Below are 15,153 nucleotides of genomic sequence, written 5' to 3'. Positions count from 1 at the left end.
ACCAGATATAAAAAAACCGGGGCAACAGCCCCGGTTTTTTCAGCTTAGACTAAGTCAGACTTAGAATACGCCTTGAGCAAGCATTGCATCAGCAACTTTTACGAAGCCAGCAATGTTCGCACCGTCAACATAGTTCACAGTACCGTCTTCTTTAGTACCGAATTTCACACAGTTACGGTGAATTTCTTTCATGATTGCGTGTAAACGCTCATCAACTTCTTCGAAAGTCCAGCCTAAACGCAATGCGTTTTGAGACATTTCCAGACCAGAAGTTGCCACACCACCTGCATTTGATGCTTTACCTGGCGCATAAAGAATTTTCGCTTCAACGAATTTCTCAACCGCTTCAAGCGTAGAAGGCATGTTCGCACCTTCAGCCACACAGATTACACCGTTTGCAAGAAGCTGAGCAGCGTCGTCTGCATCAAGTTCGTTTTGAGTCGCACATGGCAATGCGATATCACACTTGATACCCCAAGGACGTTGTCCTTCAAGATATTCGAAACCATGTTTAGACGCGAATTCTGAAATACGGCCACGTTTTACATTTTTAAGTTCCATGACTTCAGCAAGAAGCGCCTCAGTGAAACCGTCTTTAACGTGAACTGTACCGGCAGAGTCAGAAAGTGAAACCACTTTCGCACCGAGGTACATTGCTTTTTCAGCAGCATATTGCGCGACGTTACCAGAACCTGAAATCGCAACGACTTTATCTTTGAAGCTTTCGCCACGAGACTTAAGCATTTCCTCAGCAAAATACACAGTACCGTAACCCGTTGCTTCCGGACGTGCCAATGAACCACCGAAAGTTAAACCTTTACCAGTGAATACACATGCCGTATCGTTACTTAATTTTTTCATCATGCCGGCCATGTAGCCCACTTCACGACCGCCTACACCAATATCACCTGCAGGGATATCTGTGTTCGCACCAAGGTGACGATACAGCTCGATCATTAAAGCCTGGCAGAAACGCATGATTTCGCCTTCTGATTTGCCTTTAGGGTCAAAATCAGAACCGCCTTTACCGCCACCCATAGGAAGTGTGGTTAAAGCATTTTTAAATGTTTGCTCAAAGCCTAAGAATTTTAGGATTGAAAGATTCACTGAAGGGTGGAAACGCATACCACCTTTAAATGGACCGATCGCTGAGTTGTACTGTACGCGGAACGCACGGTTTACTTGAGTCTGACCTTGGTCATCTACCCAAGAAACTCGGAACTGGATCGCACGTTCTGGCTCAACTAGACGTTCTAGCAAACCATGTGCTGCGTATTGTGGATTCTTTTGAATGAATGGCCACAAACTGGTCATCACTTCTTCGACAGCTTGAAGAAATTCTGGTTGGTGTGCATCACGTGATTTTACGTAATCTAGGAACTCATTAAGTGTGTTGTATTTCAACGCTTAATCCTCAGCAGAAAATGGATCAAAATTGGTCAAATTTACAATCAATGTTAAATTTTGGCGCAAAATATTAAATATCTTTTGTAACTAATCTACAATACTTTTTTTGAAAATACTTTAAAATTAATTTGATAACAAATATTTATATTGATTATGAATATTTTTTCTATGTCAGGAAATGCCCATTGAATCAAGGCTTAGATTCAGATTTATGCTTAATAATAAGGCATAACTTGACCCTTAATTGCGCACGACTTAGGAGTTTAAAAATATGTTAAAATGCATAACTCGACATATTTTGTTTCACTTACTGCAAAGCTCAGCATGAGCAGCTCTGGTTATTCATGAATTCGCCAATTTCTCTGGTCCAATCGATTGATGCTTTACTCCCTCAAACCCAATGTGGACTCTGTGGTCATCGTGACGGATGTTTACCTTATGCCCAGTCGATTGCTGAGGGTGAAAATGCCAATAAATGTGTGCCGGGCGGACAGCCTGTTGCCGATGCTTTGGCTAGATTATTAAATCGCCCTAAACTTGTGGCAGAAGAAAGTGTCTGGCCAGTTCAAGCCGATGGTCGTCCTCAGCGCATCAAAGCCGTAATTCGTGAAGATGAATGTATTGGCTGTACCAAATGTATTAGCGCCTGCCCCGTCGATGCGATTATTGGCTCAGGCAAACTGATGCATACCATTCTGACCGACCTCTGTACTGGCTGTGAGCTGTGTATTCCCCCTTGTCCGGTAGACTGCATCGATCTGGTTGAAGATCAACAACCCTTGCCGACTGAAGCTCAGCGTCTTGCTGAACAGGATGATCTGCGTCAGCGTTACTATGCGCACATCCAGCGTGAAGAAAAACGGCGTACCGATCGTAAGGGACCTGTGGTCCGTGCAGAAATCGATACTGCCCTGTTTGCCCGTTTCTCTGCTTTAAATGAGCAACTTCCTGTGATTGAAGTCGCGAGCAAGCCAGAGAATGCACCTGTAGCTTTCGATTCCAAGACCACGATTGAACTGGCAAAACTACGTACCCAAATTAAAAAACTGGAAAAACAGCTTTCGGTTCGTGAAGATGCCCGAAAACGCACCCAACTGGAAGAACTGACACAGCAATTACAGGCTTTACAGGGATAGAACATGACCACAGCAAAGGCCAAGCTCGTTAAAAACATGACCAAAAAGCAGATTCAGACCTTTTTTGAACGCCTGCGTGAACAGCGGCCTAACCCAAAAACTGAGCTGAATTATTCCAATCCCTTTGAATTACTGGTCGCGGTCACGCTCTCTGCTCAAGCTACCGATGTCAGCGTCAACAAAGCCACAGACAAACTCTTTCCAGTCGCCAATACACCGGAAGCCATTTATGCGCTAGGTGTGGACGGCTTGAAGGAATATATCAAGACCATTGGTTTATATAACTCGAAAGCGGTCAACGTGATTAAAGCCTGCGAGATGCTGATTCAGAAGCACAACAGCATCGTACCGGACAATCGTGCAGACTTAGAAGCCCTGCCGGGTGTAGGTCGTAAAACGGCGAATGTGGTACTGAATACGGCCTTTGGTCAGCCGACCATGGCGGTTGATACCCATATTTTCCGGGTAGGTAACCGTACCGGACTAGCGGTTGGCAAAAATGTGCTGGAAGTTGAACACCGTCTGGTCAAAGTCATTCCCAAGGAATTTATCATTGATTCACATCACTGGCTGATTTTACACGGTCGTTATACGTGTATTGCGCGCAAACCGAAATGTCATGAATGTGTAGTATCCGATGTGTGTAACTGGCCGGATCGGTTTGAATTTGGTGCAGCCCGCCAAATTGCAGTGAAAAATATTGAGCTTGCTGAATAGAACGGCGTGATCAAGCTGGGATAAAAATAGGTGACCAATGTGTCACCTTTTTATCGACTATGAGAAGAGTGCTTTTCGTTCAAACTAAATTCTTAGCTGAGCTGAACTATTATGGATTATTTATCCTGATCTTGTTCAGCCTTTTCCTGCTGCTTGCGCTGTTCAAGTTCGGCTTGTAATTTTGGATGGAGCTGGCGCTCAGGTCGCTTTGCTGCATTTTCAGCACGTTCTTCCTGACGTACTTTGTTGAGCATTTTAAAACTGAAATAGAACAGACCTACCAATACTGCCAGAAAGACTACCATCAACACCAATACGCCAAATTTCATAGCAACAAGTACCCTGTTCAAATACGCAATAAAAAAGAGCCCTAATATGACTTAGGGCTCTCCGATTGTCAAAATCATCGTCAGCCGATTATTTTGCCTGATCCAGAATCGCGAAAAGATCAGTTTGAACTTCATCGATTGGACGTAAACCATTTAGCTTGTCATAAGTTGGTGCATTTTCACCAGACGCTGCACGGCCTTGGTAGAAACCAACCAGTTGCTCGGTTTCAGTATGGTAAGAACCTAGACGCTTACGAATGGTTGCTTCCTGGTCATCAGGACGTTGAACCAGATCTTCACCCGTTTCGTCATCTTTACCTTCCACTTTTGGCGGGTTGTAAACGATGTGATAGACACGGCCAGATGCAGGATGCTGACGACGGCCAGAAAGACGTTGTACGATTTCTTCATCTGGTACATCAATTTCAATCACGTGATCAATTGCAATGCCTTCTTTTTCCAAGGCTTCTGCTTGAGGAATGGTACGCGGGAAACCATCAAAAATGCAGCCGTTTACACAGTCAGGTTGCGCAATGCGCTCTTTCACCAGACCAATGATCAACTCATCAGAAACCAAACCGCCATTGTCCATGACACTTTTAGCTTGTAGACCTAATTCAGTTCCTTCACGAATTGCAGCACGGAGCATATCACCGGTTGAAATTTGTGGGATATTGTAGCGCTTACAGATCAACTGAGCTTGTGTACCTTTACCTGCTCCAGGTGGTCCGAGTAAGATAATGCGCATATATAAACATCCTCATTTAAACAATATGTATGACGCCACGACCACAATCACCCGATTGTGTCCCCCGACATCTCATTATAAGAAAGCCACAAACAAATGGATTAAACCCGCGACAAAACCGGTTACCCCACCCAATAAAATCAGAATCCATTCATCTTCCTGAAATGCAGGACGTAAAAGATTCTGAAACTCCTTCGGAGTCAACTCACGTATGCGGTCTCTAAACATTTGATAGATTTTCTGTGCACGGCTCGCATTAAATGCTGGGTCGCATACAGGTACCATCGTAATTTCAATCGAGCGATCGATCAAGTCCGTCTTGAGTTTTGCATACTCTTTTGGTCCTAAAGACAGCTGTAAAGAGGTCCGAACCAGGGGTGTTTCCATAATTTCATTAATATGACGTTTGATAATGCGGCGGGTTTTGTCTTTTCTGCCGCCATACATCATCTCGGTCATGATCGATTTTAACGTAATCAGGTCTTCTGTGACTACACTTGCGAAGACGTCAGAGACTTCATCCTGACGTTTCATAAATGCGCCTTGTATGTTATAGGTGCCGATACGAGGAATCACCGGCTTAATCCACGGAAACTTGCGATTTGTGGTACGGGCAAAGAATTGCGGGTACTTTACTGGGTGTGGATAGAGCGGATTGAAGACCATCCAGATCGCGATCCAGTTGGTCAAAAAGCCCCAGATCGCAGCCCAGAACGGTACAGTCCAGTGCCACGGCACTACAAACCAGACAATCATCTGGAAAATCCCAAAGAACATCCCGATGAGGGCACTGATATGCCAGATAAAATTGATCTCTTTTTGACCCACCTTCAGGAACATACGCACCATCAAGCGACGGTCGCCTTCCATCTGGCTCACTACCATTTCACGCATATCTACAAGTGACTCGACGTTCATGGTCAGCTCAGTCACTAATTCACGCAAAATTGCCGGCATTTGTTTTTGCGCTTGTGCATAAATCCTGCGTTTGATGGCAAAAGGCAGGTTTTCCCAAAGCACCGCATTGCGATCCATCATAACTTCATCAATCAGATGTTCCAGTTCGAAACCGACCTGCTCGCCAATGATCCGTGCCATATCATCCGGATCCATCGCCTGTAAAAATTCGCGGATAGAGCCTAATTTTGACAGTGTGTTATCGGTAATAATGCCTGAAATACGTCCAGCTTTGCGTGGCACAATCCCCTGCCAGCCCACAGGTAAAGGCCCGAGATGGAAACCCCAAAAATTGATCGGATAAAAGACCATTTTCAGCGCCATCCAGACGTGAGCCCAGGTTACAAATGCAGTCACTGGAATAATGCTGAGCACGGCCCAAAAATCCGGGCGGTTTACAAAGGTTTGCCACAACTCGTTGACGTACTCAAGCATGCATAACTTCCATATTTAATTTTTTGTTCACAGAATACACATATTAATAAGGTCGAATATTTTGTCTATAAACCGATACTTAAAGTATAGGAAAATTGTAGCCGGGGTTCTGTTTCAGCCACAGCACGACCATTTCGGTCTTCGAGTTTCTCTCCGGCACCGATCCCGATACTAAAACTGCTGATCCGTTCTGAACTAAGCAAAACATAGGCCAAATCAACACCAGCACCTAAACGGCCTTCATACTCGCCATCAACCTGTTTGCTGTCGATATGACCGGCATAAACCCCGACATAATAACCATTTTTATCTTTACCGGTGAGATGTGCAGGATAACGAAAGCCTGCCTGGCCGCCAATCGTACGATCATCATCCAGAAAAACACCACCTTTCACATAAGCAATCCCATAAGGGTTCACCCATTCGGTATTTAAATGCAGTAATTTCTGGGTAAAACCAACACCCACATTAAAGGCTTTTGCCTGAGCAGGCTCTATTTTGGTTGCAGTATTATTAATCTGATCATGTGCATAAGCCCCGTTCGCCCACAATGCAAACGCTAACAAAGGGTAAACCTTGTTCATTCCTTCACCATCTTCCTTAATTATAGTTTTTGGTATAGTCCTATTTTTATTAGATTTTACTCTAGCAGAATTATCACAACTCTTATATACAGCACTTTACAATTTTAATGTCTGCAAAGTCAAAGCTTAAAGGAACTGATTGTAAGGGCAGTTTTTCATTATCAAATCAAGTGCAGTTGCGTTAGAATACTCCACTTTGATTCTTTTCTACCACTCTCAGGTCTTAAGTCGATCGCGTATGAAGCAGCACTTTCCTTTAAAAAATGCACAACAAGAAAAGCGCATCTATCGCAGTCGAGTCTTGATCTCCATGGGTATTGTCATTTTCTTTATGCTGCTGCTGGTCAGCCGCTATGCCTATTTGCAACTGTTCAACTTTGAAAGCTTTACTACAGCTTCTGATGAAAACCGGATTCGTCTGCAACCCCTCCCCCCAGCGCGCGGTTATATTTATGACCGAAACGGCGTTCTGCTGGCCGATAACTATCCGGTATTTACTGCCACTTTAAGTCGTGCCGACGTACAGGATATCGATCAAACGCTCGAACGCCTCAAACCGATTCTGGAACTGACCGAAGAAGACCTGGAACGCTTTCAAACCCGGATTAAAACAGCGCGTAAAACCGAACGGGTTTCAATCAAGCTCAATCTGAACGAAAATGATATTGCCCGTTTTAGTGAAGTTAAATATCAGTTTCCGGGCGTGAATATTGAAACCCAGATGACCCGCTACTATCCGCATGGCGATCTGTTCGCACATGTGATCGGTTATGTCGGTCGTATTAATGACAAAGAACTGAAAGCCATTGATAAGGATCTCTATGCCGGAACCAACCTGATTGGAAAGATCGGGGTGGAAAAATCCTATGAAGAGCTGCTGCATGGTGTGCCAGGAAATGAATCGGTAGAGGCCGATGCCTTTGGTAATGTGCTGCGTCATTTGGGCCGTAAAGATCCGGTACGTGGTAATGATCTGTTCCTGTCACTGGATTACGGCTTGCAGGTAGTCGCTTCGGAGCAACTGGCCGGGCGTCGTGGCGCGATTGTGGCGATGAATCCCAAAACCGGGGAAATTCTGGCGCTGGTCTCCAGTCCAAGTTTTAACCCTAACCTGTTTGTGACCGGGATCAGCACCAAAGATTATTCGTTCCTGCGTGATAACCTTGATCAACCTTTATATAACCGTGCCGTGCAAGGGGTTTATCCGCCTGGCTCTACTATTAAACCAATGTTTGCACTCGGTGGTCTGCATCATGGTTTGGTGGACTGGGATACCACTATTTCTGATCCGGGTTATTTCAGCCTGCCGGGAGACAGTCACCGTTTCCGTGACCATAAAAAATCCGGGCATGGCGCAGTGAATATGCATAAGGCCCAAGTCGTCTCCTGTGATACTTATTTCTATGTCATGTCCTACCGCATGGGTATTGAAAAAATGAATACCTGGATGCGTCAGTTTGGCTTTGGGGAAAAAACCGGCGTGGACTTACCAAGTGAAAGCTCAGGACTGTATCCAAACCCGGAATGGAAAATGCGTACCCGCAAGGCCAAATGGTCACGTGGTGAAACCATTTCTGTCAGTATTGGTCAGGGTGCTTTTACTTCAACGCCATTGCAGCTGGCTATGGCCACAGCCATTACCGCCAACCATGGCAATAAAGTCATTCCCCATGTTCTGCGCGAAAGTCGCGGTGCCAAACCGTTCAAGGTGCATAATGGCACGCATGGCAAGATCGATTTTAATGGTCAGGAAGAAGACTGGATCAAAATGCGTGATGCGATGGTGGACGTAATTCAATCCGGTACAGGCCGAGGCATCAAAAGCGGCTTACAATATTCTATTGCCGGAAAAACCGGTACGGCACAGGTAAAAAGTATTGCTCAGGGCAAGCGCTATAATGAATCCTTATTGACTGACCGTCAGCTGGATCATGGCCTGTTTGTCGGTTTTGCACCTGCTGAAAATCCTGAAATCGCGATTGCAGTTATTCTGGAAAATGGTCGCGGTGGTAGTGCCGCAACGGCTCTGGCCCGTCCAATTTTTGATTACTGGTTACTGCATAAAGATAAAAATCCGGTACGCCCACAAGGCCACCAATTAAGTGGTGGTCTGATGACGGCCGGAATCAAGCCAGCTGAATTGCCAAGTGGTGCAGGCATGTTGAGTCAGGATGCAGCATCTAGTGCCGTTCCAGCCAGTGACCAGCCCGACAATGCTGCTCCGACTTCTGCAAATACGGCTGCATCTCCCGCAGCAACACCTGCTCCGACACCGGTAGAGCGAGATTAAAGATGAAAAACCAGCTTCGAATTATTGGTGGTGACTGGAAACGCCGCCAACTGCCTTTTGCCAGCATTGAGGGTTTGCGCCCGACGCCTGACCGTGTTCGGGAAACACTGTTTAATTGGCTGATGTGGGATGTACAAAATGCCCAGGTGTTGGATATTTGTGCCGGTTCTGGGGCATTGGCGTTTGAGGCATTATCGCGTGGTGCTGCATCAGTGGTGATGATTGAGCCGGATCGTACTCAGGCACAATTTCTGACCCAAAATCTGGAACTTTTAAAAGTCACCAAAGCACGTGCACAATTAAAAGTGGCTACGGCGCAGCAAGCTTTGTCTACCCTTCAGGCACAGTTTGATCTGGTTTTTCTAGATCCGCCATATAGCTTGGATTTATGGGAAGAACTAGCGCTAAAGGCAGATCCTCTGATCAAGGACAATGCCTATATTTATGTAGAAGCAGATCGTGATTTACAATTACTTAAATTACCGTCCTCATGGCGTTTAATTAAAAACACCAAAGCCGGTACAGTTCGTGCGGGGCTTTATCAAAAAAGTATTTCTTGATTTAAATTGTTTTGAAGAGCCATTAAAAAAGGATTCCTCAGTGGAATCCTTTTTGTCATTGTAGTCAGTCAAATTTAAAGACTGTGATTAACGATCACGGCGCCAGTCGCGGTTATCTCGGTCACGTTTCCAATCCCGATGATCTTTATGGTCCTTATTTTTCCAGTCATGATTTCTGTGGTCTCGATCATAATGTCCATTACGATCTCTGTTTCCACGATAATCATCATCCCAAGGATCAACCACACAACCGGTTAATGACACAGCCAATACAGAAAGTAATATCACTTTTTTCATCATGTCCATCACCTCTTACTGCACTCTGTCAGTATCAGGCGAGTTCATGGAGAGTGAACGGAGCCATTGTTGCACTCTTGTAGAGATTTATGCATGTTTTATGCATGGCCGTAAACCTCTTTTTTCTTAATTAGCATTCATGCTTTTATGAGAATTTGAACTTTCATTTGCATAAATCCAGCTAAATGGAAGCTTGGCTTTTGTTTAAATCTTGAGAATACTGCTGCCTTTGCTTATGACCTGATCTTTATGACTTGGCTGTTATTTATTCTTGGTGCAATGGTCGCAGGTTTTGTCCAGGGGCTGACCGGCTTTGCCTTTGCCCTGATCGCCATGTCTTTCTGGGTCTGGGTGCTGCCTCCGCAACTGGCCGCGCCCTTGCTGGTATTTGCCTCGATCTGGAGTCATGTGATTTCACTCAGTCAGGAAAAAAAGCAGCTAGTTTTATCCAGGCAGTTGGTGCTGCCTTATCTGATTGCTGGTCTGATTGGCGTGCCGCTGGGTACTTATCTGTTGCAGATCATTCAAGCAGATACCTTTAAGATGATCTTGGGATTTTTTCTGGTACTGTGGTGTCCGGTGATGCTATTCAATCCGCAATTCAAAACAATTCAGCATTCAGGAAAATTGACTGATAGCTGCATCGGTTTTATTGGCGGAATTTTAGGAGGACTGGGCGGTTTTTGCGGTGCCATTCCTTCGGCCTGGGTGATGTTAAAACAATTACCCAAAACCCAGCAGCGCTATATTTTACGGCACTTTAATTTTGCAATTCAGCTTTTCACGCTGGGTACTTATGTATGGCAAGGCCTGATCAATCAAAGCCATTTACCCTATATGGCCTTGCTGATTGTTTTTGTGAGTATTCCGGCAATTTTAGGCGCAAAACTATTTTATAAAATTTCGGAATTACTGTTCAAACGCATGATCTTAAGTTTACTCTTTAGTGCAGGCTGTTTTCTATTAGCGTCCCAATTCATTTAAACACAAGATCAAGCCGAGTCTGTCTTCCCCGCTAAAGCTTGAATCCGTTGAAATAACTGCTATGTTAAGGCCAATCTTTGTAAATATAGATCATCATTATGCAGATTCGTGATCAGATTGTTCTTGTTACTGGTGGTGCACGTGGTTTGGGTTTAGCCATTACTCAGGCTTTACTGGCTGAGGGCACGCGCGTGGTCGTCAATTATCATAGCAGTCAGCAGCAAGCTGAACAGATGGCCCAGCAGTATCCTGAACAGGTATTTATTTATCAGGCAGATGTCACTCAAACTGATCAGGTCCGCGCTTTATTTGCCGCAGCTAAAACCCATTTCGGGGAAGCGATTCATGCTGTAATCAATAACGCACTGATTCAATTTGAATTTAATGGTGATGCACGCCCTAAAGTAGAAACGCTGACTTGGGATATGTTGCAACGGCAATTTAGCGGTGCAGTACAGGCTGCCTTAAATACTACACAAGCCGCACTGGATGATATGAAACAGGCAGGGTTTGGCCGGATCGTGAATATTGGTACAAACCTGGTGCAAAATCCGGTGGTTCCTTATCATGACTATACCACCGCCAAAGCTGCATTATTGGCCTTTACCCGCACCACGGCGCAGGACTTGGGACAATATGGCATCAATGTGAATATGCTCTCTGGTGGCCTGTTACAAACCACGGATGCCAGTAAGGCCACACCTGACATTGTCTTTGACCTGATTGCTCAATCGACGCCTTTACGCCGCGTAATTACACCAGAAGAATTTGCTGCTGCAATCCTGATGTTTTTGTCACCTTATTCACGTGCCGTCACAGGACAAAACCTGATTGTAGATGGCGGGCTGGTCAAAGGTTAAATGTTTAGAGAATGGACTTGAATTTTCAAATTCTGTTGTTCTATTTTTTAACCATTTGGTAGATTAAAAAGGTTTTGTGACCGGGTTTTACTTCTACAATAGTGCGCTCCCATAAAGCCTTTAGTCTACTTTCCATGAAATTTATCACGACATTGCTCAGTACCTTGCTACTGGCAGGTTGTATGTCCAGCGATTTGAAAAAATCAGAACAATTACTGCAAAATTTCCATTGTGCCAAGGTAGATACCGCCCAAATGCCACATAGCAGTATGACCGACTATTATCAGCAGATGTTGTATGGCAGCAAATCCAAAGTCGAGTCTTATATCAAACAGTATCATCAAGGTGAAGAGCTGTTTGACCTGCCACTGCATGAAGTGGTGGAGCAACAATATGATCTTTATAAAGATGCCTGCCAAAATCTGGGTGGAATTTTACCCGCTTCTGAACATGCCTCTTAAGTCTGTCAATCTTCATGATGATTAGGCAATAAAAAAGCAGGAGAATTTTCCTGCTTTTTTTCAACTCAATTTTAATTCTGATAATAGCGCTGATCTACGCTGAAGCATTCAGGGAATTTTGGCTGAATCTCTGCATAAAATGCCATGATTTCTGCCATGTCTTTTTCATAATCCCCTGTCGGATAAACAATTTTACCTACACCAGTTTTCTTCTTCTCATAATCCATATAGGCCAATGCAATTGGCACACCTGCATTAATCGCGACATGATAAAAACCTGTCTTCCACTGTTCCTGTTTAGCACGAGTCGCTTCTGGCGTGACCAGCATCACCAGTTTAGGATGGGTCTTGAATAATTCCGTCATCACCTGAACCATACTCGGACGAGGCTCCCCCGGCTGTTTAGGACGGCGATCGATCCCGATACCGCCCATAGCACGTACAAAAGGTCCAAATGGCAATTTCATATAACTGTCTTTAATGGTTAAGCGAACATTCACACCTAATGCTTTTAAGGCCAGTCGCGCATACAGTGCATCCCAATTACTGGTATGAGGAGCAGCAATCATGACACATTGGTCTAAATCTAGGGGCCAATGGTTATCAATTTCCCAACCCATCAGCCTCAGGCTTTGTTCTGCTAACTTCTCAAACACGTCACGCACCAATTCTATTCAAAATTGCGCGAATTTTAGCAACCTCGGCAAATATAGATAGTGCTCTATGATCAATAAATAAACAGTTAATCTATATTTGTATAATTAGAATTTTTAAATGAATAGTTGATTATTTTTGCCACCTTTCAACTTATCTCATACATCAATTTACGGATAGTTCAGATTGCTTCCCAATATCAATAGAAATTTCTTTCTAATTTAAAGGATCCATGCATTAAAAAGCTCTTGACCTCCTAATTTTGGGATATGGCAAAAACGAGGGTCTTTTTATACTGAATCCACATTATAAATTTCAGGAAGATTCTAATGAAAAAGACTTTACTTTGTATTGCTTTAGCGGGGTTACTTAGTGCCTGCGGCGGTTCGGATGATAATGCCAGTACACCTCCAGCAAACAATGTTGGCACCCAAACCGGCGTACTGACGGACGGAATCATTTCAGGGGTGACCTATATCACCAGTAGTGGTGCAACAGGAGTTACCAACGAAAAAGGAGAATTTAAATTTAATGATGATGAAAAAGTAAAATTCTTTATTGGGGGTGTACAACTCGGTGATGAAATTGAAGCAAAGGAGCGTATCACACCATTAGATTTAGTCGAAAGTGAAAATGCGCGTATCAACCTTATGGTTTTTTTACAATCCTTAGATGGAAAAGGTGATCATAGCGATGGCATTCAGATTAGTGATGACACTAAAACAGCCTTCACTGCTGTAAAGCTTAATTTTAACCAAAGTACCACCGACTTCGTAAATGAAGTTGTCACCAAAACAGCCATCACACCAGATCAGTTGATAACACCAGAAAAAGCTTCAGAAAACTTCCAAATGACCTTCTATAAAGATATTGCCGGTACGTGGGAGATTAACCGTACCGATAACACTGCTGTGTTGATTCACATTCTGGAAGATGGACGCTATGCACTAGGTGAAGCAGAAGCAAAAGATGAGAGTGGTCAAGCAGGCATTGAAATGGGCCGCTTAAAATGGAATGCAACAACAACCGTGATTGAACCGGAAATCCTACATGACACCAATGGTGAATGGGGACTTTCACATCCTGCCGAGAATAAACCTTATTCTTTAAACTTTAATGGAACTCAATTAATTCTTACTGAACCCGGCGTTAGTACTGAATACCGTTTAAATCGAGTTAAGCAGTCTAATAGTCTCGTCGGCACGTGGCGACTTAATGAAACACATCTATTTGCTTTCTTTGATAACAACTATTATTTCTTCCTAGACACTGAAGGTGGAGATGACTGTGGTTGGCCAGGGATTGAATATGGCAAATATACATTGTCAGCAAATACTCTCACCACAACCGAGGTATTATTCGATACCAACGAGTGTGGTGGATTACAAGATAGTTCAAATGGCAGTAAGACAATTGCAAGCATCAATATATCTAACAACAATCTTATCTTACATCCGCAAGGTGAAGATTCTGTAACTTTACAACGTGTTAAATAACCCATATAAACCGGCTTGAATATGAAATTCAGGCCGGTTTAATCAATATGTTCAAATTGAATGGTACAGCCTATCAATAAATGCATCAGTTCGATTTGCGAACAACATTGGGTTTTTTCATAAATATTTTTAAAATACGTCCGTACCGAACTCAACGTAATGCCACACTGTTCTGCAATATCTTCTATTTTATAACCATTAATTAACAACTCGCATAAATCAAACTCTCGTTTGGAAAGCTGGTAACACTGTTGTAGGTAAGCTCTTGACAGGGAGTAATGCTGATTTTTATCTGTCATAAATAAGGCAATCTGATGCTGAGCAGACTGTAAATGCTGCATATTTCTTAATTTTTTAAATGGCACCACCGTCAGCATAAATTGCGAGCCTGCCCCATCACTCAACGCCAAGACTCCACCCACCTCAGTCTGAATGGTCGTATCTTCCAGCAAAGCACTTTCTAATAGCTGATCAAAACGTATCTGCTGAGCATAATTGGTTTTTAGACGGTTATGTATATCGAGATCCAGACATGAACTTTGATCAAGCATCTTTTGCGCAACAGGATTGGAATAACTTAAACACAGGTCTTGATCGAGCAGTACAATTCCGGTTTTTAAACTATCCAATACAGTATACAAGCTTAAATTATCTTGCTGAATCAAGTTGATTTGCCGGTGAATTTGCAAAGCCCGGCGTAAATGGATACTGATACGTCTTAAAAAATCCAGCTCAGGCTGTTCAAAAGGCTGTACTTCAGGTGCACGATGAATACCCAGTACTGCCCAACGATAATTTCCCCGATCCAGCAATACGCCCGCCAGATAAGATACACCGCCAGGCTTTAAACACTTCTCATAGAACACATAGTGATCCGTACCCGGCTGTTCTGCATAGTGCTGACAGTTATGACTTAAAGCATCGCCCATCTCGATCGCATTCCATAAGGGCATATGCAGTTTCATATCAATCACTCTGATACGCTCATCTTGATAAGCAGCCAGACTTTCATTCGGGATATTGTGCGTATAGACAAAATCATAGCCTGGATTAAGCTGATCCAGACCGGTAAAAATTGCACTCTTACTCTTAGTATAGCTCACGATATCTTTGATCACGTCCAGCCATAAAGATGGCAATACAGCAGCATCATAAATTTTTGCAATCAGATTATTTTCTTGTTCTAATTTCATTATCCCCTCCGCATTATCATTATTTTCTAATCATAGCGTTCAGAA

16 protein-coding genes are annotated in these 15,153 nt (G+C 43.6%); 8 read left to right on the top strand and 8 right to left on the bottom strand.

Annotation, left to right across the window (positions count from 1 at the left end):
* Positions 1 to 60 precede the first annotated feature (60 nt).
* A complete protein-coding gene (gene gdhA / locus I6L24_RS08445) occupies positions 61 to 1,404 on the bottom strand; it encodes an NADP-specific glutamate dehydrogenase (RefSeq protein WP_004279492.1) in 1,344 nt (447 codons plus the stop codon).
* A gap of 347 nt (positions 1,405 to 1,751) precedes the next feature.
* Between gdhA and I6L24_RS08440 the strand changes: the two genes are divergently transcribed.
* Together I6L24_RS08440 and nth are read left to right on the top strand one after the other, a co-directional pair.
* Positions 1,752 to 2,543, top strand: a complete 792-nt coding sequence (locus I6L24_RS08440; RefSeq protein WP_004279491.1) for an RnfABCDGE type electron transport complex subunit B — start codon at positions 1,752 to 1,754, stop codon at positions 2,541 to 2,543.
* A 3-nt stretch (positions 2,544 to 2,546) separates the two neighbouring features.
* The gene (nth, locus tag I6L24_RS08435; protein WP_004279490.1) at positions 2,547 to 3,260 is read left to right on the top strand and encodes an endonuclease III; all 714 of its coding nucleotides are present in this window, start codon (positions 2,547 to 2,549) and stop codon (positions 3,258 to 3,260) included.
* A gap of 116 nt (positions 3,261 to 3,376) precedes the next feature.
* On the opposite strand, the gene I6L24_RS08430 is transcribed toward nth, so the two are convergent.
* The 4 genes from I6L24_RS08430 to I6L24_RS08415 all read right to left on the bottom strand — a co-directional run bounded on the left by I6L24_RS08430 (position 3,377) and on the right by I6L24_RS08415 (position 6,313).
* Complete coding sequence (locus tag I6L24_RS08430) at positions 3,377 to 3,589, bottom strand: hypothetical protein (protein WP_004279489.1); 213 nt, start codon at positions 3,587 to 3,589, stop codon at positions 3,377 to 3,379.
* Between the two features lie 88 nt (positions 3,590 to 3,677).
* Positions 3,678 to 4,337, bottom strand: coding sequence for an adenylate kinase (adk, locus tag I6L24_RS08425; RefSeq protein WP_004279488.1), 660 nt, complete (start codon positions 4,335 to 4,337; stop codon positions 3,678 to 3,680).
* Between the two features lie 75 nt (positions 4,338 to 4,412).
* Positions 4,413 to 5,729 (bottom strand): membrane protein, encoded by a 1,317-nt coding sequence (locus tag I6L24_RS08420; protein WP_004279487.1) that lies wholly within the window; start codon positions 5,727 to 5,729, stop codon positions 4,413 to 4,415.
* Between the two features lie 65 nt (positions 5,730 to 5,794).
* Entirely contained in the window at positions 5,795 to 6,313 is a 519-nt protein-coding gene (locus tag I6L24_RS08415; protein ID WP_004279486.1) for a hypothetical protein, read from the bottom strand.
* 238 nt (positions 6,314 to 6,551) lie between these two features.
* Here I6L24_RS08415 and mrdA point away from each other — a divergent pair, with 238 nt between their 5' ends.
* Both mrdA and rsmD read left to right on the top strand, forming a co-directional pair.
* The gene (gene mrdA, locus I6L24_RS08410) at positions 6,552 to 8,603 is read left to right on the top strand and encodes a penicillin-binding protein 2 (RefSeq protein WP_004279485.1); all 2,052 of its coding nucleotides are present in this window, start codon (positions 6,552 to 6,554) and stop codon (positions 8,601 to 8,603) included.
* A gap of 2 nt (positions 8,604 to 8,605) precedes the next feature.
* Positions 8,606 to 9,163 (top strand): 16S rRNA (guanine(966)-N(2))-methyltransferase RsmD, encoded by a 558-nt coding sequence (gene rsmD / locus I6L24_RS08405; RefSeq protein ID WP_004279484.1) that lies wholly within the window; start codon positions 8,606 to 8,608, stop codon positions 9,161 to 9,163.
* 87 nt (positions 9,164 to 9,250) lie between these two features.
* Here rsmD and I6L24_RS08400 read toward each other — a convergent pair whose 3' ends face one another.
* Positions 9,251 to 9,463, bottom strand: coding sequence for a hypothetical protein (locus I6L24_RS08400; protein WP_004646324.1), 213 nt, complete (start codon positions 9,461 to 9,463; stop codon positions 9,251 to 9,253).
* A 246-nt stretch (positions 9,464 to 9,709) separates the two neighbouring features.
* Here I6L24_RS08400 and I6L24_RS08395 point away from each other — a divergent pair, with 246 nt between their 5' ends.
* From I6L24_RS08395 to I6L24_RS08385, 3 genes are all read left to right on the top strand, one after another.
* Positions 9,710 to 10,444 carry a sulfite exporter TauE/SafE family protein gene (locus I6L24_RS08395; RefSeq protein ID WP_004730222.1) on the top strand — a complete coding sequence of 245 codons (735 nt, stop codon included), beginning with the start codon at positions 9,710 to 9,712 and terminating at the stop codon, positions 10,442 to 10,444.
* 98 nt (positions 10,445 to 10,542) lie between these two features.
* Complete coding sequence (locus I6L24_RS08390; protein ID WP_004279481.1) at positions 10,543 to 11,304, top strand: 3-oxoacyl-ACP reductase; 762 nt, start codon at positions 10,543 to 10,545, stop codon at positions 11,302 to 11,304.
* 134 nt (positions 11,305 to 11,438) lie between these two features.
* Positions 11,439 to 11,765, top strand: a complete 327-nt coding sequence (locus I6L24_RS08385; protein WP_004279480.1) for a hypothetical protein — start codon at positions 11,439 to 11,441, stop codon at positions 11,763 to 11,765.
* A gap of 71 nt (positions 11,766 to 11,836) precedes the next feature.
* Here the strand turns inward: I6L24_RS08385 and I6L24_RS08380 are convergent, their stop codons facing one another.
* Positions 11,837 to 12,385: a 1-acyl-sn-glycerol-3-phosphate acyltransferase gene (locus I6L24_RS08380; protein ID WP_004730226.1), complete on the bottom strand. Its 549-nt coding sequence runs from the start codon at positions 12,383 to 12,385 to the stop codon at positions 11,837 to 11,839.
* A gap of 363 nt (positions 12,386 to 12,748) precedes the next feature.
* Between I6L24_RS08380 and I6L24_RS08375 the strand changes: the two genes are divergently transcribed.
* On the top strand, positions 12,749 to 13,915 hold the full coding sequence (locus tag I6L24_RS08375) for a hypothetical protein (RefSeq protein WP_004279478.1): 1,167 nt from the start codon (positions 12,749 to 12,751) through the stop codon (positions 13,913 to 13,915).
* A 38-nt stretch (positions 13,916 to 13,953) separates the two neighbouring features.
* Here the strand turns inward: I6L24_RS08375 and I6L24_RS08370 are convergent, their stop codons facing one another.
* Positions 13,954 to 15,108 (bottom strand): LuxR C-terminal-related transcriptional regulator, encoded by a 1,155-nt coding sequence (locus I6L24_RS08370; protein ID WP_004730227.1) that lies wholly within the window; start codon positions 15,106 to 15,108, stop codon positions 13,954 to 13,956.
* Positions 15,109 to 15,153 lie beyond the last annotated feature (45 nt).

It is taken from the genome of Acinetobacter lwoffii (genome assembly GCF_019048525.1).
GTDB classification, from domain to species: Bacteria; Pseudomonadota; Gammaproteobacteria; order Pseudomonadales; family Moraxellaceae; genus Acinetobacter; species Acinetobacter lwoffii_K.
Note: the sequence above shows the minus strand (reverse complement) of the source record. Positions and strands in the feature narration are given on the sequence as shown.

Coding starts and splice junctions, on each gene's coding strand:
- I6L24_RS08440 (WP_004279491.1), top strand. CDS start 1,752: ATGAATTCGCCAATTTCTCTGGTCCAATCGATTGATGCTTTACTCCCT.
- nth (WP_004279490.1), top strand. CDS start 2,547: ATGACCACAGCAAAGGCCAAGCTCGTTAAAAACATGACCAAAAAGCAG.
- I6L24_RS08430 (WP_004279489.1), bottom strand. CDS start 3,589: ATGAAATTTGGCGTATTGGTGTTGATGGTAGTCTTTCTGGCAGTATTG.
- adk (WP_004279488.1), bottom strand. CDS start 4,337: ATGCGCATTATCTTACTCGGACCACCTGGAGCAGGTAAAGGTACACAA.
- I6L24_RS08420 (WP_004279487.1), bottom strand. CDS start 5,729: ATGCTTGAGTACGTCAACGAGTTGTGGCAAACCTTTGTAAACCGCCCG.
- I6L24_RS08415 (WP_004279486.1), bottom strand. CDS start 6,313: ATGAACAAGGTTTACCCTTTGTTAGCGTTTGCATTGTGGGCGAACGGG.
- mrdA (WP_004279485.1), top strand. CDS start 6,552: ATGAAGCAGCACTTTCCTTTAAAAAATGCACAACAAGAAAAGCGCATC.
- rsmD (WP_004279484.1), top strand. CDS start 8,606: ATGAAAAACCAGCTTCGAATTATTGGTGGTGACTGGAAACGCCGCCAA.
- I6L24_RS08400 (WP_004646324.1), bottom strand. CDS start 9,463: ATGATGAAAAAAGTGATATTACTTTCTGTATTGGCTGTGTCATTAACC.
- I6L24_RS08395 (WP_004730222.1), top strand. CDS start 9,710: ATGACTTGGCTGTTATTTATTCTTGGTGCAATGGTCGCAGGTTTTGTC.
- I6L24_RS08390 (WP_004279481.1), top strand. CDS start 10,543: ATGCAGATTCGTGATCAGATTGTTCTTGTTACTGGTGGTGCACGTGGT.
- I6L24_RS08385 (WP_004279480.1), top strand. CDS start 11,439: ATGAAATTTATCACGACATTGCTCAGTACCTTGCTACTGGCAGGTTGT.
- I6L24_RS08380 (WP_004730226.1), bottom strand. CDS start 12,385: ATGGGTTGGGAAATTGATAACCATTGGCCCCTAGATTTAGACCAATGT.
- I6L24_RS08375 (WP_004279478.1), top strand. CDS start 12,749: ATGAAAAAGACTTTACTTTGTATTGCTTTAGCGGGGTTACTTAGTGCC.
- I6L24_RS08370 (WP_004730227.1), bottom strand. CDS start 15,108: ATGAAATTAGAACAAGAAAATAATCTGATTGCAAAAATTTATGATGCT.